The sequence below is a fragment of the Mycoplana sp. BE70 genome, from assembly GCF_031455855.1.
GTDB lineage: Bacteria > Pseudomonadota > Alphaproteobacteria > Rhizobiales > Rhizobiaceae > Mycoplana.
In genome coordinates this window covers 76,483-100,035 of record NZ_JAVDTM010000010.1, presented here as the reverse complement: position 1 = coordinate 100,035, position 23,553 = coordinate 76,483, and the positions used below count along the sequence as shown (strand labels likewise).

The window sequence follows — 23,553 nt, the reverse complement described above, 5'->3', positions numbered from 1 at the left end:
GTGAACACCGCCTGCCGCCGCAACGAGGACTCGGTCGCGCCTTGTCGCGCAGCGCTGCCGTTTCCGTCTTGGGATCGCGGACGGCCCGCCGGATCGGCGACACGGTCCTGCGGCGCAGGGATGCTGGCCACTTCCAGGACCTTGGAAAACTGAAGGCTTTTATCGTTCGCTCTCTTTCCTGTCCAGACAGGAAAACCGGCCTTCGGGCGATGAAGGCCGGCTGATCGGGCGAGGGGACGTCTCTGCATGCCGAAGCGATGTTCAATGCCCCGCGACGCTGCCGCGCGACTGGAACATTTTGATGGTAGGATGAAAGGTTAGTCGATGATCTACTTCCGGTAGATCAGCCAGCTCTTGGCAAATTCCTTCTTCATCCCGTCCTCGAACGCCATCACGCGATTGCGGCCGTTGTTCTTGGCGCAATAGAGCGCCGTGTCGGCCTTGCTGTAGAGTTCCGCCGGTCCTTCGGCGTCGCTGGCCATGCAGACGCCCAGCGAGATCGTTATCGGTCCGTAGTTCACGCCGGTCTTGGAGTGCTTGAAGGGGGTGTGCTCGAGCGCCATGCGAACGCGCTCGGCGATCAGTATCACCTCGTCCTGATTGTTGCCCTCGATGATCATGGCGAATTCCTCGCCGCCGGTGCGGGCGATGAAGATGTCCTTGCGCACGCTTGCCCGGATGATGCTGCCGACGGAGGCGAGGATCTTGTCGCCGACCGGGTGCCCGTAGGTATCGTTAACCTTCTTGAAGTGATCGATGTCTGCAAGGACGAGGGCGGTGACGTTGTGCAGCATCATATTGTTGTAGATCGCCGCAAGCTTGTCGTCGAAGGCGCGCCGGTTGGAAAGCTGGGTCAGGGAATCGGTGTTGGCGATCCGCTTGTACTCGTCCAGTTCGCGGCGAACGACATCCATCTCCCGCGACTTCTGGACCACGTTTTCGACGCGCTCCTTGCCTTGGGAAATCGTGTCACCGGTCGCAGCCGAAAGCACGGTGATCGCGCTTTTGATGATCTCCACGCTGGCGGAGTTCTTGTTGGTGATCCGGCTATAGGTTTCGTCGAGCAACCGATTGTAGCTCTCAAGCGAGCTCTGTTCCTGGGTGAGTAGATGCAGGAGACCTTCGAGCTGGGACACCATCTTGTCATGTGCGCCGTCGATCGCCTCGGCGCGGTGATGGTGGCTGAAGTACTTCGCTCCGATCGCGTCGAGTTCTTCCTGCGAGGCCCTGTTACCCAGCGCCGCGATTTCGCGCGTGAGCTGCGGGCTTGAGCCGATGTAGGCCTCGTAGAAGAGCTCATAGTTCCGCGGGATCGGCGCCACCCCCATGATGCGCATCGCATAGGTCACCTGCGCCGCGATATCCGGCACCTGGACCTTCTGCCCTACGGGCGTGTTCATTGGCGGCTCCTGTGATGGTTCCTGCAGCGGATATGTCAAATTAGGGAGAAAAGATTTGGGAAGGATTAACGTTCCTGTGCGTGCAAATACGCTTTGCCAAGAAAAATGGCCCCGCAGGTGTGTGCTGCGGGGCCATCGCTTGTGCGTATTTTCGGGGTTGGGTCAGCCCGGCATGATCATCTTTTCCGGCCGCACCACTTCGTCGAACTCCTCGTTCGTCACGTAGCCGCCGCCGACGGCCTCCTCGCGCAGTGTCGTGCCGTTCTTGTGTGCGGTCTTGGCGATCTTGGCGGCGTTGTCGTAGCCGATCTTCGGTGCCAAGGCGGTCACCAGCATCAGCGACCGTTCGAGGGCGGCCTTGATGTTGTCCTCGCGCGCCTCGATGCCGACGACGCAGTTGTCGGTGAACGAGATTGCGGCATCGGCAAGGAGCTGGACCGACTGGAGGAAGTTATAGGCCATCAGCGGATTGTAGACGTTCAACTCGAAGTGGCCCTGGCTGCCGGCGAAGGTGAGCGAGGTGTGGTTGCCGAAGACCTGGACGCAGACCTGGGTCAGCGCCTCGCATTGGGTCGGGTTCACCTTGCCGGGCATGATCGACGAGCCGGGCTCGTTTTCCGGCAGCGACAGTTCGCCGAGACCCGAGCGGGGACCGGAGCCGAGGAGGCGGATATCGTTGGCGATCTTGAAGAGGGCGGCAGCGGCCGCATTGATCGCGCCATGCGAGAACACCATCGAATCGTGGGCGGCCAGCGCCTCGAACTTGTTCGGCGCCGTCTTGAAGTCGATGCCGGTGATCTTGGCGATCTCTTCGGCGACCTTCTCGGCAAAGCCGACCGGGGCATTGAGGCCGGTGCCGACGGCGGTGCCGCCCTGGGCGAGTTCGCAAAGGCCCGGCAGCGTCAGCTCGATGCGCTTGATCGAGGAGGCGACCTGGGCGGCGTAGCCGGAAAACTCCTGGCCGAGGGTGAGCGGGGTAGCGTCCTGGGTGTGGGTGCGGCCGATCTTGATGATGTGGTCGAACGCCTTGACCTTGGCTTCGAGAGCGGCGTGCAGGTGCTTGAGCGCCGGCAGCAGGTCATGAACGATCCGTTCGGCGCAGGCGATGTGCATGGCCGTCGGATAGGTGTCGTTCGACGACTGGCTCATGTTGACGTGGTCGTTCGGATGCACCGGCTTCTTGGAGCCCATCTCGCCGCCGAGCATTTCGATCGCCCGGTTGGAGATGACCTCGTTGGCGTTCATGTTCGACTGGGTGCCGGAACCGGTCTGCCAGACGACGAGCGGGAAGTGCTCGTTGAGCTTGCCGTCGATCACTTCCTGGGCGGCTTCGACGATGGCATTGCCGACCTTGGGGTCGAGGCCGCTAAGTGCCATGTTGGCACGGGCGGCCGCCTGCTTGACGATGCCGAGCGCGCGCACGATCGAAAGCGGCTGCCTTTCCCAGCCGATCTTGAAGTTGCCGAGCGAGCGCTGGGCCTGCGCGCCCCAGTAGCGGCTGTTGTCCACCTCAATGGGGCCGAAGGTGTCGGTTTCCGTGCGCGTAGATGTCATATCGCTTCCCGCTTAGTGCCCATGCGTGTTCAAGGCGGCCACGGCTACCGCATGGGGGCGAGCGCGGCCGGACGGCGTGGGCAAAAAGCCTTCGCCGTGCTCGAAATCCGGGCCTTACTGGCCCATAACGACGGCCATTGTAAAGGGGCGAGGCGGTGCCTGACCGGCAGACTTTGGGCTAAAATCGATTAACTCGGCTCCCGGACAAATCGGATCTGACCCGAGCGAGGCGGAAGCGCAAAAACCCGGCTGTTGCAGAGGGGTGACAGGTCGACAGATTCGTAAGCTCGTCCCGGGGCTCGCAATGCGCCAGCTCCATGCTTGTCCGAAAAATTTTCGTTTCGTTTCAAATTTTTGGCGCGGTCTGCACGTATTGGCTGCAGCGATGGCGGTGTTGAGGAACCGTGCAAGTGAGTGGCGCGTTTCCTTTTCATTCACCATCCGGTCCTATAGTTTCCGGGCTCGCGTGATCGGGTAGATACCAGTTCCCCGCCACAATCGGCGGTACATCGGGAATAAAGCAAATATGACGTTCAGAAAGTCCGCGGCGCTCACTGCGCTCCTGGTAACCTGCGCTTTCGTAGTGGTCGACGCCGCACCGGCGCGCGCCGAAGCGCCGAACCTGCTGCAATTGCTGTTCGGCAAGCGCAAGAAGCAGGAGGCGGCCCCGGTGCCAATGGTGGAGGCCGGCTTTCAGGCGATGCCGATGGTCAAGGGAGCGGCAAAACCGGCTGCACTGCCGCGCGTGACCGGGCCGAGCTACTACACCTACAAGGCCGAGGCGCTGAAGCCGGTCGAGATGCTTAAACTCGCCGATCCGGTGGTCACGGGCTCGATCGACGACTATGCGACACCGCCAGTCCGTCGATCGCCCGAAGGAGAGATCCGGCACGAGTTCGCTTCCGTCACGGCGCTGGCGCCGGCCGAGAGCGGAAAGGCGGTCGAAAACTACTACAGCCACAATGCCGGCCTGATCTGGGTGAGTGGCAGCCAGATCAGCGACCGGGCTCGTGTGGCGCTCTCGGTGCTGGCGGATGCCGAGTCCGTCGGGCTCGACGCGCAGGACTACGCGGTGGACGTCCCCTCCGCCGTTTTCGACAGCAGCGACATGGTCGCGCGATACCGGGAACTGGCGGCGTTCGAGGTCGATCTCTCGGCTGCCGTTGCGACCTATATCCTCGATACCGTCCGCGGTCGCATCAATCCCAACCGGATTTCGGGCTATCACGACTTCGTGCGCAAGGAGGTCAACCTTGCTGCCGCGCTGAAGAACGTCGCGTTGAGCCCCGACGTTTCAGCCTTTCTGCGGAGCCGTGCGCCGTCCGGCAGCCACTTCCAGGCCCTGGCGGCAGAGTTGAAGGCCCTGCGGGCCGAAAACGAAGCCGCTGACCCAGTGGTAATCGCCGCAGGCACGGTGATGAAGCCGGGTGAAAGCAATCCAGAGCTTGCGAACATCGTGAAAGGCATTGTGCAGCACGGCTCGGAATCATTGAAGACCGAGCACGCGACGACGATCGCTGCCTATCGCGATACGCCGGAATACACGCCTGAACTGGTGGCCCTTGTGGAAGCCTTCCAGAAGGATCAGGGGCTGAAGCCGGACGGCGTTGTCGGACAGGCGACGATCCGACGTCTGACGGGCGGCGACAACGTCGCCGAGAAGATCTTCAAGGTCCAGGTGGCGATGGAGCAGGCCCGCTGGCTGCCGGCGGAGCTCGGTTCGCGCTACGTCTTCATCAACCAGCCGGCCTATATGGCCTACTATCACGACAAGGACGACGAGCAGTTTGCCATGCGCGTCGTGATCGGTTCGAAGGCGAACCAGACCTATTTCTTCCAGGACGAGATCCAGACCGTCGAGTTCAATCCCTACTGGGGCGTGCCGCAGTCGATCATCATCAACGAGATGCTGCCGAAGCTGCGCTCCGACCCGTCCTATCTCGATCGGATGGGTTATGAGGTGGAAGTCAACGGACGCCCGGTCTCGTCTACCCAGATCAATTGGAGCTCGACAAAGGGCGTCGCGGTGCGCCAGCCGCCGGGCGACGACAATGCGTTGGGCGACCTGAAGATCCTGTTCCCCAACGCCCATGCGATCTACATGCACGACACGCCCTCGAAGAGTTATTTCAAGAAGGACATGCGTGCGCTCAGTCATGGTTGCGTGCGCCTGGCCGAACCGCGTCTGATGGCGGCGGCTGTCCTCGGCACGACCGTCGACGACGTTGCCGCCCAGATCAAGAAGGGGCGCAACAAGGCGGTGAGCGTTCCGCAGAAGATCCCGGTCTACGTCTCCTACTTCACCGCCTGGCCGAACAAGGACGGCAAGGTGGAGTTCTACGACGACATCTATGGACGTGACGCCTATATGCGCAAGGCGATGGAAGCGACCCGCACGGCGCGGCAGGCGCAAAGCTGATCCGGCGAGCGCCTCTGGTGGCGCGACGGGTGGCAAATCCTGATACGAAATGGCCCGCTCCGGTGACGGAGCGGGCCATTTGCATTGCAAGCGATGCGTAGCAGCGTTCAGGCTGCCATCCGGGCCATCAGCGATTCGACAAGGTCGGGAAGGAGTTCGTCGAAGCTGCCGATAACGTGGTCGGGCTCCAACGAGGCGATTGCGACGTCCGAGTAGCCAAACGGCACGCCAATCGACGGTACGCCGGCATTGCGGGCGACGAGCACGTCGTTCAGGCTGTCGCCGATCATGACGGTCCGGGCAGGGGCGCCGCCGGCAAGGCGAACCGTTTCCAGCAGGTGTGCCGCCTCGGGCTTGCGCACGGCGAACGTGTCGCCACCGGTGATCGCGGCAAAGCGGCTCGTCAATCCGAGGCCCTCGATGAGGCGTCTTGCCAACCCCTCCAGCTTGTTGGTGCAGACGGCAAGGCGGAAGCCGGCCGTTTCCAGGCGGTCGAGGGCCGAAATCAGGCCGGGATAGGGGCGTGACTCGCCCGGCATGCCCTGGGCGTAGTGATCCACGAAGATCTTCAGCATTGCAGGCAGGTCATCCTGGCGAAGCTCCTGGCCGCGCAGTGCAAAGGCGCGCTGGATCATCACCAGTCCGCCATGGCCGACGAGATAGGTCAGGTCGTCATAGGTCACCGGCTCGAGCCCGGCCGTACCGATCGTATGGTTGAGGCTGGAAACGAGATCCGGGGCGGTGTCGATCAGGGTTCCGTCTAGATCGAAGACGACGAGTGGAGCAGTCACGGCCTGTCCTTCTGCTGGAAGTGTTGCGCCTGCAGGTAAGCGACCGGGCCGCCGATTGCAATCGCGATCACCCGTTTGCGCCAAGCCGATAGCGTGGCCAAAACGGGCGCAGCGGCGGAATTTGGCTTTCGCTTGAGCCGCATGGCGTGTAAGTGTCACAGCCAATACCAGCCGGGTGCGGTGATAGAATCTAGAGGAGCGAGAGGCGGATGGACGCCCGCGAAATGAAGATCAAAGCGGCGGCAGCCGCGTTGTCCCATGTCGACGACGGCATGCGGCTCGGGATCGGAACCGGATCGACGGCCGAAGAATTCGTCCGGTTGCTGGCCGAACGCGTGGCGGATGGCCTCTCGGTCGTCGGTGTTCCGACTTCGGAGCGGACCGCAAGACTCTGCCTCGAACTCGGCGTGCCGCTGAAGTCGCTCGACGAGCTTCCCGAGCTCGATCTGACGATCGACGGTGCCGACGAGGTTGACGGGCGGCTGCGGCTCATCAAGGGCGGCGGTGGCGCGCTGTTGCGCGAGAAGATCGTCGCCGCGGCGTCGAGCCGCATGATCGTGATCGCCGACGAGACGAAGGTGGTGAACACGCTCGGCGCCTTCAAGTTGCCGATCGAAGTCAATCCCTTCGGCATGGTGTCGACGCGCATCGCAATCGAGCGCGTGGCCTCGCGCCTGGGGCTTTCCGGCGCCATCGACGTTCGCCGTTCCGGCGACGGCAACTTCATGACCGATGGCGGGCATTACATTCTCGATGCATCTTTTGGCCGTATTCCTGATGCAGACGCGCTGGCGATCACGTTGAACGCGATTCCCGGCGTCGTCGAGCACGGGTTGTTCATCAACATGGCGTCGATTGCGATCATTGCCGGGCCGGCAGGTGCGCGGACGCTGACAGCGGACAGTTAGACAGGAGCTATGACCACATGACCATCTTTGCCGGCCTCGGCCGTACCCTTGCCGCAACGCTCATCGCCACCGCAGCATTCACGGGTTCCGTGATGGCGCAGGACGCTTCCGAAGACCAGATCAAGGCGGCCCGGGCCGCGATGGACGCGCTGAACGCGACCTCGCAGTTCGACGGCATCCTGCCGCAGATCGCGGAAAAGCTGAAAGGCACGCTGATCCAGTCCTCGCCGAACTACGGTGAACTGATCAACAAAACCGTGGATGACGAGGCGCTTGCGCTTGCATCGCGCCGCGCCGATCTGGAGCGCGAGGTTGCCAACATCTACGCCAAGACGTTCTCCGTGGAAGAGCTGAAGGCCATCTCTGATTTCTACAGCTCCAGCGCGGGCAAGAAGCTGCTCCAATCCGGACCCTTGGCTGCCCGCGAAGTAATGAAGGCCGCCGACATCTGGGCAGCGGGTATTTCGCGCGACCTGGCCGTCAACAGCGACAAGAAGCTTGAAGCCGAGATCGGCGCCCAGAAAAAGGCCGAAGGCGAAGCGGCACCGAAGAACTGATCGGCGCCTTCCAAGACCATCATGAAGCCCGGAGCGATCCGGGCTTTTCTTTTTGTGGTGGCACCCCCTATATCACCTTATCCGGACGGCCCCCTTGGTTGCTTGTTCCGGATAGCTTTTGAAACGCGACATGGAGTGCCCCGATGCCAGCCTTCGACTATGACCTCTTTGTAATCGGCGGCGGCTCCGGTGGCGTGCGCAGCGCCAGGCTCGCCTCGGCCATGGGCAAGAAGGTGGCGATCGCCGAGGAATTTCGCTACGGTGGCACCTGCGTCATCCGCGGATGCGTGCCCAAGAAGCTCTATGTGTACGCCTCCCAGTTCCGCGAGCACTTCGAGGATGCGGCCGGCTTCGGCTGGACGGTCGGCGCGACGACCTTTGACTGGAATGCGCTGGTCGCGGCCAAGGAACAGGAGATCACCCGGCTCGAGGGGCTATACCGCAAGGGGCTCGACAATGCCGGCGCCGAGATCCTGAACAGCCGTGCCGTTCTGGTCGGCCCGAACACGATCCGACTGACTGCGACGGACCAGTTGGTGACGGCCGAGCGCATTCTGATCGCCACCGGCGGTCATCCGGCACCGCACAAGGATCTGCCGGGACGCGAACTCTGCATCACGTCAAACGACGCCTTCGACCTGCCGAAGCTGCCGAGATCGATCCTGATCGCCGGCGGCGGTTACATCGCCGTCGAGTTCGCCAACATCTTCCATGGCCTCGGCGTTGAGACGACGCTGATCTATCGCGGCAAGGAAATCCTCTCGCGTTTCGACCAGGACATGCGGCAGGGCCTGCACAAGGCGATGGTCGACAAGGGAATCGGCATCCTTTGCGAGGACATCATCGAGGAGGTGGCCGAGGCGCCCGGCGGCGCCCGCCGCGTCCGGACGCTGAAGGGCGAGACACTCGTTGTCGACCAGGTGATGCTGGCGCTCGGTCGCGTACCGAACACCACCGACCTCGGGCTTGAGATCGCCGGCGTGAAGACCGATGCCAGGGGCGCGATCGCCGTGGACGAGTATTCGCGTACCAACGTGCCCGGCATCTTCGCGATCGGCGACGTTACCGACCGAGTGCAACTGACGCCGGTGGCGATCCACGAGGCGATGTGCTTCATCGAAACGGAGTTCCGCGGGCGACCGACTTCACCGGATCACAACCTGATTCCGACGGCCGTTTTCTCGCAGCCGGAGATCGGGACGGTCGGCATGAGCGAGGAGGCTGCGGCGAAGGCGTTTTCCGAAATCGAGGTCTATCGCGCCGAGTTCCGGCCGATGAAGGCGACGCTCTCGGGCCGGCAGGAACGCATGATCATGAAGATCCTCGTCAATGCCGCTGACCGCAAGGTTGTCGGCGTGCATGTGCTCGGTCACGACGCGGGTGAGATGGCGCAATTGCTCGGCATTTCGCTGAAAGCCGGATGCACCAAGGACGACTTCGACCGCACGATGGCGGTGCATCCGACCGCCGCAGAGGAGCTGGTGACGATGTACCAGCCGAGCTACCGGATCCGGAACGGCAAGCGCGACTGAGGCGGTGTTCGGCTATGCAAGCGGGGCTTTACGGTTTATAAGCCCGCATCCCAACGGAAACGGGCCGCCGACCATGTGGTCGGCGCTGTGAAACAGGTGAGTTAAATGGCACAGAATTGGACCCCGAACAGCTGGCGGCAAAAACCGATCCAGCAGGTGCCGGACTATCCGGACGCCGCGGCATTGGTCGCGACAGAGGAGCAACTCGCCACGTTTCCGCCGCTCGTGTTTGCCGGCGAAGCCCGACGGTTGACGAGCGCGCTGGGCAATGTGGCTGAAGGCAAGGGCTTCCTGCTGCAGGGCGGCGACTGTGCGGAGAGCTTCGCCGAGCATGGCGCCGACACCATTCGTGACTTCTTCCGCGCCTTCCTGCAGATGGCGGTGGTGCTGACCTTCGGCGCCCAGCTGCCTGTTGTCAAGGTCGGTCGCATCGCCGGCCAGTTTGCCAAGCCGCGTTCGTCGAACGTCGAAAAGCAGGGCGAGGTGACGCTGCCGTCCTACCGCGGCGACATCATCAACGGCATCGAGTTCACCGAAGAGGCGCGGGTGCCCAATCCCGAGCGCCAGATCATGGCCTACCGCCAGTCGGCAGCGACTCTGAACCTGCTGCGCGCCTTTGCCATGGGCGGCTATGCCAACCTCGAGAACGTCCACCAGTGGATGCTCGGCTTCGTCAAGGACAGCCCCCAGGGCGAGCGCTACCGCAAGCTTGCGCACCGCATCTCCGAGACCATGGATTTCATGAAGGCGATCGGGATTTCGGCCGAAAACAATTCGAGCCTGCGCGAAACCGACTTCTTCACGAGCCACGAGGCGCTGCTGCTCGGCTATGAGCAGGCGCTCACGCGCGTCGACTCAACCTCGGGCGACTGGTACGCCACGTCCGGCCACATGATCTGGATCGGCGACCGGACCCGCCAGCCCGACCATGCCCATATCGAGTACTGCCGCGGCATCAAGAACCCGATCGGTCTGAAGTGCGGTCCATCGCTGACGGCGGATGGCCTTCTGGAACTGATCGACATCCTGAACCCGGCAAACGAATCCGGCCGCCTGACCCTGATCTGCCGGTTCGGTCACGACAAGGTCGCGGAGAACCTGCCGCGGCTGATCCGTGCCGTCGAGCGCGAGGGCAAGAAGGTCGTCTGGTCGTGCGATCCGATGCACGGCAACACGATCACGCTTAACAATTACAAGACGCGCCCCTTCGAACGCGTTCTGTCGGAAGTGGAGAGTTTCTTCCAGATCCATCGCTCCGAAGGCACGCATCCGGGCGGCATCCATGTCGAGATGACCGGCAAGGACGTCACCGAGTGCACCGGCGGCGCCCGGGCACTGTCCGGCGACGATCTGGCAGATCGCTACCACACCCATTGCGATCCGCGCCTCAATGCCGATCAGGCGCTAGAACTCGCGTTCCTGCTGGCAGAGCGCATGAAGGGCGGCCGCGATGAAAAACGCATGGTTGTGAACGCCTGATCGCCATTCGTTCACGTTTTGGCGCCGTGCATCAGCGGCGTTGAAAACACAGGTGAATTTTCTGAAATTGACACAACCGGGCCAGCTGGCGAAGCTGGCCCGGTTTTTTGATGCAGGGGCTGCGCCGTGACAAAGGGGGAGACATGAGCGAGATCCATACGGGCCATTGCCTCTGCGGAACGGTGCGCTTCCGCACGGCCGGGCAATTGCGCGAAGTGATTGCCTGCCACTGCAGCCAATGTCGCCGGCAGACCGGCCATTTCTATGCGGCAACCAATGTCAGGAATGAAGAACTCGCGCTCGACGGCGCCGACAACGTCGGCTGGTACCGGGCGAGCGATGCCGCCAGCCGCGGTTTCTGCAAGACCTGCGGCTCGGCGCTGTTCTGGAAGGGCGACGGGGCCGACTACACCTCGATCATGGCGGGTGCCTTCGACAAGCCGACCGGCTTCAAGATTGCCTGTCACATCTTTTGCGCCGACAAGGGCGACTACTACGAGATCGACGACGGCGCGCCGCAATACCCGCAAGGCTACAGCCAAGGATAGTTTCAGGCGGGCTCAAACCCGAGAGATGTCGTTCACCTTGACGCTGCGTGGCGGCTTTCGCCCATGCGGTTCCATGCGTCCAGGCCGGCGATCTTGTAGGCCTCGGCGAGAGTCGGATAGTTGAAGGTGTTTTCGACGAAGTATTCGACGGTGCCCTTCAGGTTCAGCACCGCCTGGCCGATGTGCACGAGTTCGGTGGCGCCCTCGCCGACGATATGGACGCCGAGAAGGCGCCGCGTCTTCATCGAGAAGATCATCTTCAGCAGGCCGGAGTCGAGCCCCATAATATGGCCGCGCGAGGTTTCGCGGAAACGCGCGATGCCGCATTCGTAGGGGATGCCGCGCTCCTTCACCTCTTCCTCGGTCAGGCCGCAGGTCGAGATCTCCGGAACGGCATAGATCCCGTAGGGGAAGTATTTTTGCGGCTCCTTGGCGATGGCGCCGACGGCGACCCGGGCGGCGATGCGCCCCTGTTCCATCGAGGTCGAGGCGAGGCTCGGGAAACCGACCACGTCGCCGGCGGCGTAGATGTGCGGCACAGTCGTCTGAAAGGTCTCCGGATTGACCCGCATGCGTCCGCGTTCATCGGCTTCGAGGCCGGCGGCGCCAAGGTTCAACGTGTCGGTCGCGCCCATGCGGCCGGCGGCGTAGAGGACCATGTCGCAAATCACAACGCGGCCATTGTCCAGCGTGATCGAACAATTGCCGTTGTCGAGCTTGGCGACCTTTTCCGCCTTGGCGCCGAGCATCAGCTTCATGCCGCGGTCGCGCAGCTGATAGGTGAAGTCCTCGACGATCTCGCGGTCGATGAAATCCAGGATCGTCGGTTTCGGATCGATTACGGTAACCTTGGCGTCGAGCGCGCTGAAGATCGTCGCGTATTCGATGCCGATGACGCCGGCGCCGATCACCGCGAGCGAGCGCGGCAGCTCCTCGATGTCGAGCAGTTCGTCGCTGTCGAGGATCGTCTTGCCGTCGAAGGGGATGTTGGCCGGACGATAGGGTTTGGTGCCGACGGCCAACAGGATGCTCGTGCCGCCGACATGCAGGATCTCGCCGTCGTCCTTGACCACCTGGAGCGTATCGGGCGAAAGAAAGCTCGCCTTTCCGCGGACGTGCTGGACGCGATTTCGGGCGAACTGGTGCTCCAGCACATCCACCTCGTGGTCGAGGGTGATGATCAGGCGGCGCCGCAGGTCGTCCGCACTGATCTCCTCCTTGACCCGGTAGGATCGGCCATAGAAGCCACGCTCACGCCAACCGGTCAGGTTCAGCGCCGTCTCGCGCAGCGTCTTCGACGGGATCGTGCCGGTGTGCACGGAGACGCCGCCGACGCGCTTTCCCTGTTCGATGACAAGCACCTTGTGGCCGAGCTTGGCCGCTTGAATCGCCCCCCTGCGCCCCGCGGGACCACTGCCGACGACGACGAGATCAAATTGTTGCATGCGAGCACTTCCGGAAACGCTGAGTCTGTTGCGGTGCGGCAAACTTGCCGGAGCTATAACGTCGTTGCTAGCGCTTAACAAAGCCTTCGCGCGCGCGTTTCACTGTCATTATTTAGCGGGATTGCGCCATGCTATAATGGTGGTGATGTGACGGAGGGTTTTGCGATGGCGTTGCAGGACCTCAAGGGTGTTTCCGGCGTGTCGGTAAGTGAAGCCGATCCGGCTGGCTCCGAGCGCCGGCCGGCGCAACCGCGACAGGGGGTGGTGGCCGCCGCCGTCTACCGGGGCGGGATCCGGATTGCCGACATCGCCGTCGAGGAGGCGGCGGCGTGGCGCGAGCGGGAGGAGGCGGTCATCTGGATCGGTCTCCACGAGCCGGACGACGAATTGCTGTTACAGGTGCAGGACGCCTTCGATCTCCATGAGCTTGCGATCGAGGATGCGCGGCATGCGCATCAGCGGCCGAAGCTCGAGATCTACGGCGACGCGATGTTCGTCGTCGCCCGGACGGCGCACATGATGAACGACGAGATCGTCTTCGGCGAAACACATCTCTTCGTCGGCCGGGGTTATGTCGTTTCCGTCCGTCACGGCGCCTCGTCTTCCTACAACCTCGTCCGCCAGCGCTGCGAGGCTTCGCCGGCGGCGCTGGCGCACGGTGAAAACTATATCCTCTATTCGATCCTGGATTTCGTCGTCGACAACTACATGCCGGTGATCGAGGCCATCCATGCCGAGATCGAGGCGCTGGAGGAACGCGTGCTGCGCGAGCAACTGGGCAAGGCGGACATCGAGCGCCTCTATCTGTTGCGTCGCAATCTGCTGCGCCTGCGCAATGCGGTGGTGCCGCTGGTGGACGTATGCCGGCGACATGAGCATCTCGACTTGCCCGGCATGGACGATGCGCTCCACAATCTTTTCCGCGACGTCACAGACCATGTGCGGCGCGTTCAGGAGGACATCGATTCATTGCGGGAGGTGCTTGCCTTCACCTTCGAGGCGAGCCTGATGATCGGACAGGCGGAACAGACGATCATCGCCCGCAAGCTTGCCTCGTGGGCCGCGATCCTGGCCGTTCCGACTGCTATCGCCGGCATCTACGGCATGAACTTTCACGACATGCCGGAGCTGAGTTTCCGTTACGGCTATTTCGTCGTGCTCGCGGCGATCCTGACAATCTGCGCCGTCCTCTACCGGCTCTTCCGGCGGGCGAGATGGCTTTGAGGGTGCGTTGCGCCCTTGATGTATTGGGTCAGCAAAGTTATCGAACCAGTTGGCAAATCTAGATCAGCCGCAGGCCCTTGAGGCTGGCATGGCCATCGCGGCCGATGATGATGTGATCGTGGACGGTAATGCCAAGCGGCTTGGCGGTTTCGATGATGGTCCGGGTCATCTCGATATCGGCGCGGGAAGGCGTCGGGTCGCCGGACGGGTGGTTGTGGACGAGGATGATGGCTGTCGCAGACAGCTCCAGCGCCCGCTTAACCACCTCGCGCGGATAGACGGGCGTGTGGTCGACGGTGCCGCGGCCCTGCACCTCGTCGGCGATCAGGACGTTGCGCTTGTCGAGGAAGAGCAGCCGAAACTGCTCGCGGTCTTCATGCGCCATGGCCGCGTGGCAGTAATTGATGACCGACGACCAGGAGCCGAGCACCTGCTTGTTGCGCAGTTCGCTCTTGAGCATGCGCTGCGAAACGGCTGCGATCAGCTTCAGGTCGAGCGCCACGGCCTCGCCGATGCCCTTGACCTCCTGCAGCAGGGCGGGCGGCGCGCCGAACACGCCGGCAAGCGTGCCGAAGCGGTCGAGAAGCGCCTTGGCGACCGGCTTGGTGTCGCGGCGGGGAATGAGGCGAAAGAGCAGGAGTTCGAGAATTTCGTAATCGGCGAGCGCGGACTCGCCATGGTCGCGGAACCGGCTGCGCAGCCGCTCGCGATGACCGTGGTAGTGGGCATCGTCGCCATCCCCGGACGTGATCGCCCGACTCTTGACCTCCGCCGTCGCGGTCACGCGTTCGCCGAAGTGACCGCGTTCGTCCCCATCGCCGAACAGCGTTCCGCCGTGCCCCGCCAACGTCCGGCTCGCCTCGTCGGCAGCCGTTTTTTCGCCAGTCGGTGCAGGGCGTTTGGCCATTGGGTCCTATCCGGGAAGGCCGGGACGGTCCAGGCCGCCGGGCGAGAGCGTAAAAATTTCGCAGCCATCGGCCGTGACGCCAACGGCATGCTCGTATTGCGCAGACAGCGAGCGGTCGCGCGTGACGGCCGTCCAGCCGTCCGAAAGCACCTTCACGTGCGGCCGGCCGAGATTGATCATCGGCTCGATCGTGAAGATCATGCCTTCCTTCAACTCCGGGCCTTCGTTGGCGCTGCCGTAGTGCAGAATGTTCGGCGCGTCGTGGAACAGCCGGCCGAGACCGTGGCCGCAGAAATCGCGCACGACCGAGCAGCGTTCGGATTCCGCATACTTCTGGATCGCTTCGCCGATTGCGCCGGTGCGCACGCCGGGCTTCACCGCGGCGACGCCGAGCATCAGGCACTCGTGCGTCACTTCCAGCAGTCGCTCGGCGGCGCGCTTGATCTGGCCGACCGGATACATGCGGCTGGAATCGCCGTGCCAGCCGTCGAGAATGTACGTGACGTCGATATTGACGATGTCGCCTTCGCGTAGCGGCTTGTCATTGGGAATGCCGTGGCAGACGACATGGTTGATCGAGGTGCAGCAGGATTTGGTGTAGCCGCGATAGTTCAGCGTCGCCGGAATGGCACCGTTGTCCATGCCGAACTCGAACACGAAACGGTCGAGCACGTCGGTCGCAACACCGGGCTGCACCAGCGGATAGATTTCGTCGAGCGCGCGCGCTGTAAGTTGGCTGGCCTTGCGCATGCCTTCAAAGGCATCGCTGCCGTAAAGCCGGATCACGCCCGTGTTCTTCATCGGTGCGGAGGAGGCTTCGATATAGGTTACCATCGTCGGACTTTCGATCTTCGGTCAAATTTTCATAGTGCAGCTATGGCGGTTTCGTCCATGCGGATCAATGCGTCGGGTTGAATTTCGCGCGCCGAGACGGTGCATTTCACCGCGTAGGCTTCCACACCCCGTCCTTGCGCTCGATCGAAGGCGGCCGCATAGACCGGGTCCAGGTCGCGGCACACGCGCAACCGGTCGCAGTCACCGCGCTGCACGAGGTAGAGCATGATGGCACGATAGCCGGCTTCCGCGACAGTGCCGAGTTCATCCAAATGCTTGACGCCGCGCACTGTCGCGGTGTCTGGAAACTCCGCGATGCCGGGCTCCCGGCAGAAATGCACGTTCTTGACCTCGACATAGGCGGATGGCCGGCCGTTGCCGGACAACAGCAGGTCTATGCGCGAATTGCGGCCATATTTGCGTTCGCGCTCGATTATCGGGTAGCTCGCGAGATCGCTGATCATCCCGGCACGGATCGCTTGCTCGGCCAGGCGGTTCGGCAGGCCGGTATTGACGCCGACGATCGTGCCGTCGGCCTCGATGAGTTCGAACCGGTGGCGATATTTGCGCGGACCGTCGTGCTCGGACAGCCAGATCCTGGAGCCCGGGGCCGTCAATCCGAGCATGGACCCGGTGTTCGGGCACGAGCCGGTGATGGGCGTCCCGTCGGAAAGCGTCGCATCGAACAGGAAGCGCTTGTAGCGCCGGATGAGGGTGGCGGGCACCAGGGGCGGGTCGAAAAGCATGGATCAGAACGTGTCGGTCGAGATGTTCGCGAACTGTGAGGCAGGTGCGATATAGGGTGAGAGGGCTGGCGATGCCAACGGACGGCCGAAACGTGCGTGTGGCGTCCCTGTTCGCAGGGCCGTCGCCTGGCTCAAGACCGTACCCGTACATAAGAACCGGGCGCTTCCTCGATCGAGTTCAGCGGTCCTCCGGTCTTACGGGCAGGAACCTTGCGGTTGTCCTGCGCCTCGGCCCAGACGTGCCAGTGTGGCCACCAGGAACCTGGATGCTCTTTTGCCTTCCTCACCCAATCGTCGTAGTCGCCCCGCGGCGGGCCGCCGGTCCAGAACTGGTACTTGGTCTTGTCCGGCGGATTGACGACGCCGGCGATATGGCCGGAGCCCGACAGCACGTAGGTAACCTTGCCGCCGAAGGCGCCGCTGCCGATGAATACCGACTTGGCGGGCGCGATGTGGTCTTCCTTCGTGGCGAGATTGTAGATCGGGATCTTGACGTCCTTGAGCGAGATTTTCTCGCCCGCCAGCACCATTTCGCCACGGCTGAGACTGTTATTCAAATAACAATTGCGCAAGTAAAATGAATGGTTGGCGGCTGGCATTCGAGTGGAATCTGAATTCCAGTAGAGAAGGTCGAAGGGCATCGGCTCCTGGCCCTTCAGGTAGTTGTTGACGAAATAGGGCCAGATCAGTTCGGAGGCGCGCAGCATGTTGAAGGCGGTGGCCATCTTCGAGCCCTCGAGATAACCCACCGTCTGCATGCCCTGCTCGAGGGAAGCGATCTGGTCCTCGTCGGCAAACACCTTCAGGTCGCCGGCATGGGTGAAATCCACCTGGGTGGTGAAGAGCGTGGCGGAGCGGATTCGCTTGTCGCCCTCCCGCGCATGCAGGGCGAGGGTGGCGGCCAGCAGCGTGCCGCCGACGCAATAGCCGATGGCGTTGACCTCGTCTTCGCCGCAGGCCTGCTTGATCATGTCGAGCGCGAAGCCGATCCCTTCCCGGGCATAGGCCTCCCAGTCCTTGCGGGCGTGGCGTTCGTCGGGATTGACCCAAGAGATCACGAAGACGGTGTGGCCCTGGCCGACAGCCCACTTGATGAAGGACTTCTGCGGATTGAGGTCCAGGACGTAGAACTTGTTGATCCAGGGCGGGCAGATCAGGAGAGGACGTTTCAGCACCTCCTCGGTCGTCGCGTCATATTGGATGACCTGGCAGACATCGCTTTGCGCGATCACCTTGCCGGGGGACATGGCCAGGTTCTCGCCGACGGCAAATTTGCTTGTATCGGTCTGCCGCAGCTTCAGGTCGCCCTTTCCGGCGGCGATGTCCTCGGCGAGCATACGCATGCCGCGCACGAGATTCTCGCCGTTGCTCGCGACGGTCTCGCGGTAAAGCTGCGGGTTGGTCGTGACGAAATTCGTGGGTGATACCGCGCTGGTGATCTGCTTGACGTAGAAGGCGGCCTTGTGGCGGGTATGCTCGTCGAGCCCCTCGGCTTCCGTGACCATTTTGTCGGCCCAGTCGGAGGTGACGAAATAGGCCTGTCGCAGGAAGTCGAAGAAGGGATTCTTCACCCAGTCCTCGTCCGCGAATCGCTTGTCCTTGCCGTGCTTGTCGTCGCTCTCTTCGACCGGTTCGCCGCCAAGCTTCTGCAGGGTTTTCGACCAGATGCCGATATAGCTGCCGAGCAGGAGGGTCTGGGCTTCCAGCGTGCGGCGCGGGTCGGCGAGCCAGTACTCAGAAACCTTCGACAGCGTCTTGACCATGTCGACGACCGGCTCGGCAACCGTGTCGACCTTTTCGCCGCGCTCGCGCGGGGCGAGCCAGGCGGATGCGGCCTTGCCGAGGTGCTCGAGCGTGCGGGCCAGATTGACCGCCAGCGCCTCGGGGTTTTTCACGACGTAGGGCTCGACCGATTTGGGATCGAAACCGGCAAATCCGGTGGCCTCGCGCGTGTCGCCGTGTCGGTCCTGGCTCAACCCGTTTCCTCCGGATTTTCTTGTTACTTCCGTTTTTACATCCTGCCGGAAAAAGATTACAAGGGCCATACAGCTTTCGCCTTAGCCGCGTTCTGCGGCGGGGCGCCGGGCCGGCGATGCGACGGGCCGAAGTTACTCCGCGGGGCAGGACAGAATGGCATTTGATATCAGGCAATTTGGCGCGGCGATCGTGCTCGGTGGCGTGGCGGTTCTCGGTGGATGCGCGGCAACCTCGCCGCAGGTGGCGTCCGGCGTAAATGTCGGGGCGGATCGGTCTTCCGCCTTTCCCGACATCACCGCGCCGGTCCATGCCGCGACGGCCCAGATGAGCAACGAGGAAGCGGCCTCGATCAGCGCCCGAATGAGCGGACTTGTCTCGCAGCGGCGCGCCGGAACGATCTCGGAAGCGGATTACAACAGGGAGATGCTGGAATTGCGGTCGCTCGCCGCAAACCATGGTGCGGACACGCTCAAGGACATCGAGAATTAGCGCTTGCCTTTGACCGCGAATGGCCGCAAATCCATTGGCGGTCCAAGTGGCCTCCGGTCGGCGGGAGCCGAATGTCATGAAATCGGACATTTTGCCGCCTAACCGGATATCTTGATTTGCGCGGAGATCCAGGCGCCACGAATGCCGGACGCTTCCGGGGCCGCGCCCAACGGGGTCGAAGATGGAAGAATTTCACAAGGTCCGGCGCCTGCCGCCATATGTTTTCGAACAGGTCAACCGTTTGAAAGCAAGCGCGCGAGCGGGCGGGGCCGACATCATCGACCTCGGCATGGGCAACCCGGACCTGCCGACGCCGCAGGCGATCGTCGACAAGTTGTGCGAGGTGGTCCAGGACCCGCGCACGCACCGTTACTCCTCCTCCAAGGGCATCCCGGGCCTCCGCCGCGCCCAGGCTGCCTATTACGCGCGCCGCTTCGGCGTGAAGCTCAATCCGGAGACCCAGGTCGTGGCGACGCTGGGCTCGAAGGAAGGCTTCGCCAACATGGCGCAAGCGATCACCGCACCCGGCGACGTCGTGCTCTGCCCGAACCCGACCTATCCGATCCATGCCTTCGGCTTCCTGATGGCTGGCGGGGTGATCCGCTCCATCACGGTCGAGCCGGATGAGAGTTTCTTCGGGCCGCTCGAGCGCGCCGTTCGCCATTCGATTCCGAAGCCGCTGGCGCTGATCCTGAACTACCCGTCGAACCCGACGGCGCAGGTCGCGACGCTCGACTTCTACAAGGACGTCATCGCCTTCGCGAAGAAGCACGACATCATCGTGCTGTCGGATCTTGCCTATTCGGAAATCTACTTCGACGGCCCGCCTCCGCCGTCGGTGCTCGAAGTTCCGGGTGCGATCGACATCACCGTTGAATTCACCTCGATGTCGAAGACCTTCTCCATGCCCGGCTGGCGCATGGGCTTTGCGGTGGGCAACGAGCGGCTGATCGCCGCGCTGACGCGGGTGAAGTCCTACCTCGACTACGGCGCCTTCACGCCGATCCAGGTGGCAGCGACCCACGCGCTGAACGGCGACGGCTCGGACATCGCGGAAGTGCGCAACGTCTACAAGCGCCGCCGCGACGTGATGGTGGATACCTTCGGCAAAGCAGGCTTCGAGGTGCCGCCGCCGGCGGCGACAATGTTCGCCTGGGCAAAAATTCCCGAAAAATTCCGCCATCTCGGCTCGCTGGAGTTTTCCAAGCTGTTGGTTGAGAAGGCGGATGTGGCTGTCGCTCCCGGCATCGGTTTTGGCGAGCAGGGCGATGAGTATGTTCGCCTCGCGCTGGTCGAGAACGAACACCGCATTCGCCAGGCGGCGCGCAACATCAAGCGCTTCCTGTCTTCTGCCGACGAGACGATGCACAACGTCGTCTCGCTCAATGCTCGTCGTTAATCCCTTTCGCCCGCCGGCATCCGCCGGTGGGCACAATCACAAATCGATAGGACTTTGATCATGGCTGATGCCCTTAAGATCGGCATAGCGGGCTTGGGGACCGTTGGGGCCTCGCTCGCACGCATTCTTCTCGAACGCCGGGAGATGCTGACGACGACCTGCGGGCGGCCGATCGAGATTGTCGCCGTTTGCGCGCGTGACAAGAGCCGCGATCGCGGCGTCGATCTTTCGCATGTCGCCTGGTTCGACGATCCGGTCGCACTTGCGGACAATCCGCAGATCGACGTGTTCGTAGAACTGATGGGCGGCGCCGGCGATCCGGCCTACTCGGCCGTCAAGACCGCGCTGGCGCGCGGTGTCCATGTCGTAACCGCGAACAAGGCACTACTGGCCGCACATGGCGTCGAACTGGCGACGATTGCCGAGGAGCGGGGCAGCCTGCTCAACTATGAAGCAGCGGTCGCCGGCGGTATTCCGGTGATCAAGGCGCTGCGCGAATCTCTGACCGGCAACACGGTGTCGCGCGTCTACGGCATCATGAACGGCACCTGCAACTACATCCTGACCAAAATGGAGAAGGAGGGGCTGAGCTTCGCCGAATGCCTGAAGGAAGCGCAGCGGCTCGGCTATGCCGAAGCCGACCCGGCCTTCGACATCGAAGGCAACGACACGGCGCACAAGTTGTCGATCCTGACGACGCTCGCCTTCGGCAACAGGATTGCCGCCGACGACATCTACCTCGAGGGCATCAGCAACATCTCGATCGAGGACATTCGCGCCGCCGCCGATCTCGGCTACCGCATCAAGCTGCTCGGCGTCGCCCAGAAGACCGACACCGGCATCGAGCAGCGCGTGCATCCGACCATGGTGCCGATCGAATCGGAGATCGCCCAGGTCGACGGCGTCACAAACGCCGTGGCGATCGAATCCGACATTCTCGGCGAACTGCTGATGGTCGGCCCCGGCGCAGGCGGCAATGCGACGGCGTCTGCGGTGCTCGGCGATATCGCCGACATCGCCAAGAGCCGGCCCGGCGCCCAGCGCGTTCCAGCTTTCGGCCGGCCGGCGGCAACCCTGGAGCCCTACAAGCGTGCGCAAATCCGCAAGCACCACGGCGGCTACTTCATCCGCATGACGGTCGAGGACCGGGCAGGGGTGTTCGCCAACATCGCCGGGCATATGGCTGAAAACGGCATCTCGCTGGAATCGATCGTGCAGCATTCCAAGCATTTCACGGAGGCCGCCGAGCCGAAGACGATCATTCTCGTCACCCATGCGACGATGGAGGACGCCGTACGCCGCGCGGTGGCGTCGATCAGCAAGGAAGGATACCTTGCCGGCGAGCCGCAGGTGATCCGCATCGAGCGGCCGAAGTCGGCCTGAACCCAACGGGGAGGCGTTCCGTCCTCCTTCCGCTTCCACCCATCGCCCTAGGGGAGCGATGGCAATCGGCAAGGATATCGATGAACCAGGAGGTTGACCCCGTTCACCGTGCCTTTCTCGGGGTCGAGCGGTCGGCGGCCGGGCAGCGATGGGTCGCGCGGCTCGACCAGGCGGGCGAGAACCGGGCGCTGGCGATGAGCCAGACGCACGGCATCGCCGACCTGATCGCCCGCGTCTTGGCCGGTCGCGGCGTCGGATTTGACGAGGCGCTCGAATTCCTCGATCCGACCTTGCGGCGCCTCATGCCCGATCCCTACCAGATGACGGATTGCGCGGCGGCGGCCGAGCGGATCGCCGCGGCGATCGCCAGGCGCGAGCGCGTCGCCATCTTCGGCGACTACGACGTGGACGGCGCCTGTGCCTCGGCGATCCTCTATCGCTTCCTCAGCCATTTCGGCGCGGATGCCGAGATCTACATTCCCGACCGGATTTTTGAGGGATACGGCCCCAATCCGCAGGCGATCAGCACGCTGATCGAGCGTGGCGCCAAGCTGATCGTCACTGTCGACTGCGGCTCGACCAGCTTCGATTCGCTGGCGCACGCCAGGGAACGCGGCATCGACGTCGTCGTTCTCGATCACCACCAGGTCGGCCAGGACCTGCCGGCCTGCACCGCACTCGTCAACCCGAACCGGGAAGATGATCTTTCTGGGCAGGGGCATCTTTGTGCCGCCGGCGTCGTCTTTCTCGTGCTGGTGGCGCTGCAGCGGCTCTTGCGAGGCCGCGATCCGCGCGCCGGCACACTCGATCTCCTCTCCATGCTCGACCTTGTGGCGCTCGCGACCGTATGTGACGTGGTGCCGCTGAAGGGGCTGAACCGCGCCTATGTGGTCAAGGGTCTGGTGGCGGCGCGCCACCTCGGCAATCCGGGCCTGGCGGCGCTGTTGAAACAGGCCGGTATCGGCGGACCGGTCACGCCCTATCATCTCGGTTTTCTGGTGGGTCCGCGCATCAATGCCGGCGGGCGCATTGGTGATGCGGCACTCGGCAGCCGCTTGCTGACGCTTGAGGATGCCACGCGGGCCGAGGCGATCGCGGCGCAGTTGGATGGCCTGAACCGCGAGCGGCAGGCGCTGGAAGTCGCCATGCTGGCGGAGGCAGAAGCCGAGGCGATTGCCGAATACGGCACCGGCGAGAGCGCCGCCGTGATCGTCACCGCGCGCGAGGGCTGGCATCCGGGCGTCGTCGGGCTGCTTGCCTCGCGGCTGAAGGACCGCTTCCATCGCCCGGCTTTTGCCATCGCTTTCGACCCCTCCGGCAAGGGCACCGGCTCCGGACGCTCGATCAATGGCTTCGATCTCGGCCGGATGGTGCGCGCGGCGGTGGAGGAGGGCATTCTTGCCAAGGGTGGCGGGCATGGCATGGCGGCGGGCCTGACCGTCGAGCGCGCCAATCTCGGCCGCCTGCGCAGCTTCTTTGAGGAACGGGCGGAAAAGACGGTCAAGGACCTGACGGCAACGCGTGTTCTGAAGGTCGATGGGGCGCTGTCCGCTTCGGGCGCGACGCTGGCGCTGGCCGACAAGCTCGAGCAGGCCGGTCCCTATGGGTCGGGGCATCCCCAGCCGATTTTTGCGCTTGCCGCGCACCGTCTGGTCGACGTGCGGCAGGTCGGCGTCAACCATTTGAAACTGACGCTGGAAGGCCCGGACCGCAGCCGGATCGACGGCATGGCCTTCCGGGCTGCCGATACGCCGCTTGGCGCGTTCTGCCTACAACGGCGCGGCCAGTCGCTCCACGTGGCGGGTTCGGTCTCAGCCGACCAATGGCAGGGAACCCGGCGCGTACAGTTTCGCGTGATCGACGCTGCAGAGGCGTTTTAGGTTCACTGCCGAACAGGGCGCAGTGTAGACGCGCCCCAGGCGCAGCGTGCCTTCACATCGTCCACGAACCAGGTCCTGTCG

At 63.3% G+C, this 23,553-nt stretch carries 19 protein-coding genes; 11 read left to right on the top strand and 8 right to left on the bottom strand.

The annotated features are described in order from the left end of the window. Window positions 1-329: 329 nt before the first annotated feature. Window positions 330-1,400, bottom strand: a complete 1,071-nt coding sequence (locus tag J2Y48_RS18910; RefSeq protein WP_310421068.1) for a GGDEF domain-containing protein — start codon at window positions 1,398-1,400, stop codon at window positions 330-332. A 162-nt stretch (window positions 1,401-1,562) separates the two neighbouring features. Beyond that, a complete protein-coding gene (fumC, locus tag J2Y48_RS18905) occupies window positions 1,563-2,954 on the bottom strand; it encodes a class II fumarate hydratase (RefSeq protein WP_310421066.1) in 1,392 nt (463 codons plus the stop codon). A 526-nt stretch (window positions 2,955-3,480) separates the two neighbouring features. On the opposite strand from fumC, the gene J2Y48_RS18900 reads away from it, so the two are divergent. Continuing rightward, window positions 3,481-5,373, top strand: a complete 1,893-nt coding sequence (locus tag J2Y48_RS18900) for a murein L,D-transpeptidase (protein ID WP_310421064.1) — start codon at window positions 3,481-3,483, stop codon at window positions 5,371-5,373. A gap of 107 nt (window positions 5,374-5,480) precedes the next feature. Here the strand turns inward: J2Y48_RS18900 and J2Y48_RS18895 are convergent, their stop codons facing one another. Continuing rightward, complete coding sequence (locus J2Y48_RS18895) at window positions 5,481-6,164, bottom strand: HAD family hydrolase (RefSeq protein WP_310421063.1); 684 nt, start codon at window positions 6,162-6,164, stop codon at window positions 5,481-5,483. Window positions 6,165-6,373: 209 nt separating this feature from the next. On the opposite strand from J2Y48_RS18895, the gene rpiA reads away from it, so the two are divergent. The 5 genes from rpiA (at window position 6,374) to J2Y48_RS18870 (ending at window position 11,188) form a co-directional block, all read left to right on the top strand. Next, window positions 6,374-7,072 carry a ribose-5-phosphate isomerase RpiA gene (gene rpiA, locus J2Y48_RS18890; RefSeq protein ID WP_310421061.1) on the top strand — a complete coding sequence of 233 codons (699 nt, stop codon included), beginning with the start codon at window positions 6,374-6,376 and terminating at the stop codon, window positions 7,070-7,072. Between the two features lie 17 nt (window positions 7,073-7,089). After that, on the top strand, window positions 7,090-7,629 hold the full coding sequence (locus J2Y48_RS18885) for a DUF2059 domain-containing protein (protein WP_310421059.1): 540 nt from the start codon (window positions 7,090-7,092) through the stop codon (window positions 7,627-7,629). 143 nt (window positions 7,630-7,772) lie between these two features. Continuing rightward, window positions 7,773-9,161, top strand: a complete 1,389-nt coding sequence (gene gor, locus J2Y48_RS18880; RefSeq protein ID WP_310421057.1) for a glutathione-disulfide reductase — start codon at window positions 7,773-7,775, stop codon at window positions 9,159-9,161. Window positions 9,162-9,266: 105 nt separating this feature from the next. After that, the gene (locus J2Y48_RS18875) at window positions 9,267-10,640 is read left to right on the top strand and encodes a class II 3-deoxy-7-phosphoheptulonate synthase (protein WP_310421055.1); all 1,374 of its coding nucleotides are present in this window, start codon (window positions 9,267-9,269) and stop codon (window positions 10,638-10,640) included. A gap of 143 nt (window positions 10,641-10,783) precedes the next feature. Further along, on the top strand, window positions 10,784-11,188 hold the full coding sequence (locus tag J2Y48_RS18870; RefSeq protein ID WP_310421053.1) for a GFA family protein: 405 nt from the start codon (window positions 10,784-10,786) through the stop codon (window positions 11,186-11,188). A 32-nt stretch (window positions 11,189-11,220) separates the two neighbouring features. On the opposite strand, the gene sthA is transcribed toward J2Y48_RS18870, so the two are convergent. Continuing rightward, window positions 11,221-12,633 carry a Si-specific NAD(P)(+) transhydrogenase gene (gene sthA, locus J2Y48_RS18865; protein ID WP_310421051.1) on the bottom strand — a complete coding sequence of 471 codons (1,413 nt, stop codon included), beginning with the start codon at window positions 12,631-12,633 and terminating at the stop codon, window positions 11,221-11,223. A 165-nt stretch (window positions 12,634-12,798) separates the two neighbouring features. Here sthA and J2Y48_RS18860 point away from each other — a divergent pair, with 165 nt between their 5' ends. Next, window positions 12,799-13,857, top strand: a complete 1,059-nt coding sequence (locus J2Y48_RS18860; RefSeq protein ID WP_310421049.1) for a magnesium and cobalt transport protein CorA — start codon at window positions 12,799-12,801, stop codon at window positions 13,855-13,857. A gap of 58 nt (window positions 13,858-13,915) precedes the next feature. Here the strand turns inward: J2Y48_RS18860 and radC are convergent, their stop codons facing one another. The 4 genes from radC to phaC form a co-directional block, all read right to left on the bottom strand. After that, on the bottom strand, window positions 13,916-14,764 hold the full coding sequence (radC, locus tag J2Y48_RS18855) for a DNA repair protein RadC (protein WP_310421048.1): 849 nt from the start codon (window positions 14,762-14,764) through the stop codon (window positions 13,916-13,918). A 6-nt stretch (window positions 14,765-14,770) separates the two neighbouring features. Further along, window positions 14,771-15,598 (bottom strand): type I methionyl aminopeptidase, encoded by an 828-nt coding sequence (gene map, locus J2Y48_RS18850; RefSeq protein ID WP_310421046.1) that lies wholly within the window; start codon window positions 15,596-15,598, stop codon window positions 14,771-14,773. A gap of 29 nt (window positions 15,599-15,627) precedes the next feature. Then, the gene (gene sfsA / locus J2Y48_RS18845) at window positions 15,628-16,344 is read right to left on the bottom strand and encodes a DNA/RNA nuclease SfsA (protein WP_310421044.1); all 717 of its coding nucleotides are present in this window, start codon (window positions 16,342-16,344) and stop codon (window positions 15,628-15,630) included. A 131-nt stretch (window positions 16,345-16,475) separates the two neighbouring features. Further along, complete coding sequence (phaC, locus tag J2Y48_RS18840; RefSeq protein ID WP_405030259.1) at window positions 16,476-18,389, bottom strand: poly(3-hydroxyalkanoate) polymerase subunit PhaC; 1,914 nt, start codon at window positions 18,387-18,389, stop codon at window positions 16,476-16,478. An 85-nt stretch (window positions 18,390-18,474) separates the two neighbouring features. On the opposite strand from phaC, the gene J2Y48_RS18835 reads away from it, so the two are divergent. The 4 genes from J2Y48_RS18835 to recJ all read left to right on the top strand — a co-directional run bounded on the left by J2Y48_RS18835 (window position 18,475) and on the right by recJ (window position 23,472). Next, entirely contained in the window at window positions 18,475-18,810 is a 336-nt protein-coding gene (locus tag J2Y48_RS18835) for an SHOCT domain-containing protein (protein ID WP_310421040.1), read from the top strand. Window positions 18,811-18,991: 181 nt separating this feature from the next. Then, complete coding sequence (locus tag J2Y48_RS18830; RefSeq protein WP_310421038.1) at window positions 18,992-20,209, top strand: LL-diaminopimelate aminotransferase; 1,218 nt, start codon at window positions 18,992-18,994, stop codon at window positions 20,207-20,209. A gap of 60 nt (window positions 20,210-20,269) precedes the next feature. Then, window positions 20,270-21,592: a homoserine dehydrogenase gene (locus J2Y48_RS18825; protein WP_310421036.1), complete on the top strand. Its 1,323-nt coding sequence runs from the start codon at window positions 20,270-20,272 to the stop codon at window positions 21,590-21,592. Between the two features lie 80 nt (window positions 21,593-21,672). Continuing rightward, complete coding sequence (recJ, locus tag J2Y48_RS18820) at window positions 21,673-23,472, top strand: single-stranded-DNA-specific exonuclease RecJ (protein ID WP_310421034.1); 1,800 nt, start codon at window positions 21,673-21,675, stop codon at window positions 23,470-23,472. Window positions 23,473-23,553: the final 81 nt, after the last annotated feature.

Bases quoted from the DNA above. Each gene is read 5' to 3' on its own strand.
- J2Y48_RS18910 (WP_310421068.1), bottom strand. From the start codon at position 1,400: ATGAACACGCCCGTAGGGCAGAAGGTCCAGGTGCCGGATATCGCGGCG.
- fumC (WP_310421066.1), bottom strand. From the start codon at position 2,954: ATGACATCTACGCGCACGGAAACCGACACCTTCGGCCCCATTGAGGTG.
- J2Y48_RS18900 (WP_310421064.1), top strand. From the start codon at position 3,481: ATGACGTTCAGAAAGTCCGCGGCGCTCACTGCGCTCCTGGTAACCTGC.
- rpiA (WP_310421061.1), top strand. From the start codon at position 6,374: ATGGACGCCCGCGAAATGAAGATCAAAGCGGCGGCAGCCGCGTTGTCC.
- J2Y48_RS18885 (WP_310421059.1), top strand. From the start codon at position 7,090: ATGACCATCTTTGCCGGCCTCGGCCGTACCCTTGCCGCAACGCTCATC.
- gor (WP_310421057.1), top strand. From the start codon at position 7,773: ATGCCAGCCTTCGACTATGACCTCTTTGTAATCGGCGGCGGCTCCGGT.
- J2Y48_RS18875 (WP_310421055.1), top strand. From the start codon at position 9,267: ATGGCACAGAATTGGACCCCGAACAGCTGGCGGCAAAAACCGATCCAG.
- J2Y48_RS18870 (WP_310421053.1), top strand. From the start codon at position 10,784: ATGAGCGAGATCCATACGGGCCATTGCCTCTGCGGAACGGTGCGCTTC.
- sthA (WP_310421051.1), bottom strand. From the start codon at position 12,633: ATGCAACAATTTGATCTCGTCGTCGTCGGCAGTGGTCCCGCGGGGCGC.
- J2Y48_RS18860 (WP_310421049.1), top strand. From the start codon at position 12,799: ATGGCGTTGCAGGACCTCAAGGGTGTTTCCGGCGTGTCGGTAAGTGAA.
- radC (WP_310421048.1), bottom strand. From the start codon at position 14,764: ATGGCCAAACGCCCTGCACCGACTGGCGAAAAAACGGCTGCCGACGAG.
- map (WP_310421046.1), bottom strand. From the start codon at position 15,598: ATGGTAACCTATATCGAAGCCTCCTCCGCACCGATGAAGAACACGGGC.
- sfsA (WP_310421044.1), bottom strand. From the start codon at position 16,344: ATGCTTTTCGACCCGCCCCTGGTGCCCGCCACCCTCATCCGGCGCTAC.
- phaC (WP_405030259.1), bottom strand. From the start codon at position 18,389: ATGGCCCTTGTAATCTTTTTCCGGCAGGATGTAAAAACGGAAGTAACA.
- J2Y48_RS18835 (WP_310421040.1), top strand. From the start codon at position 18,475: ATGGCATTTGATATCAGGCAATTTGGCGCGGCGATCGTGCTCGGTGGC.
- J2Y48_RS18830 (WP_310421038.1), top strand. From the start codon at position 18,992: ATGGAAGAATTTCACAAGGTCCGGCGCCTGCCGCCATATGTTTTCGAA.
- J2Y48_RS18825 (WP_310421036.1), top strand. From the start codon at position 20,270: ATGGCTGATGCCCTTAAGATCGGCATAGCGGGCTTGGGGACCGTTGGG.
- recJ (WP_310421034.1), top strand. From the start codon at position 21,673: ATGAACCAGGAGGTTGACCCCGTTCACCGTGCCTTTCTCGGGGTCGAG.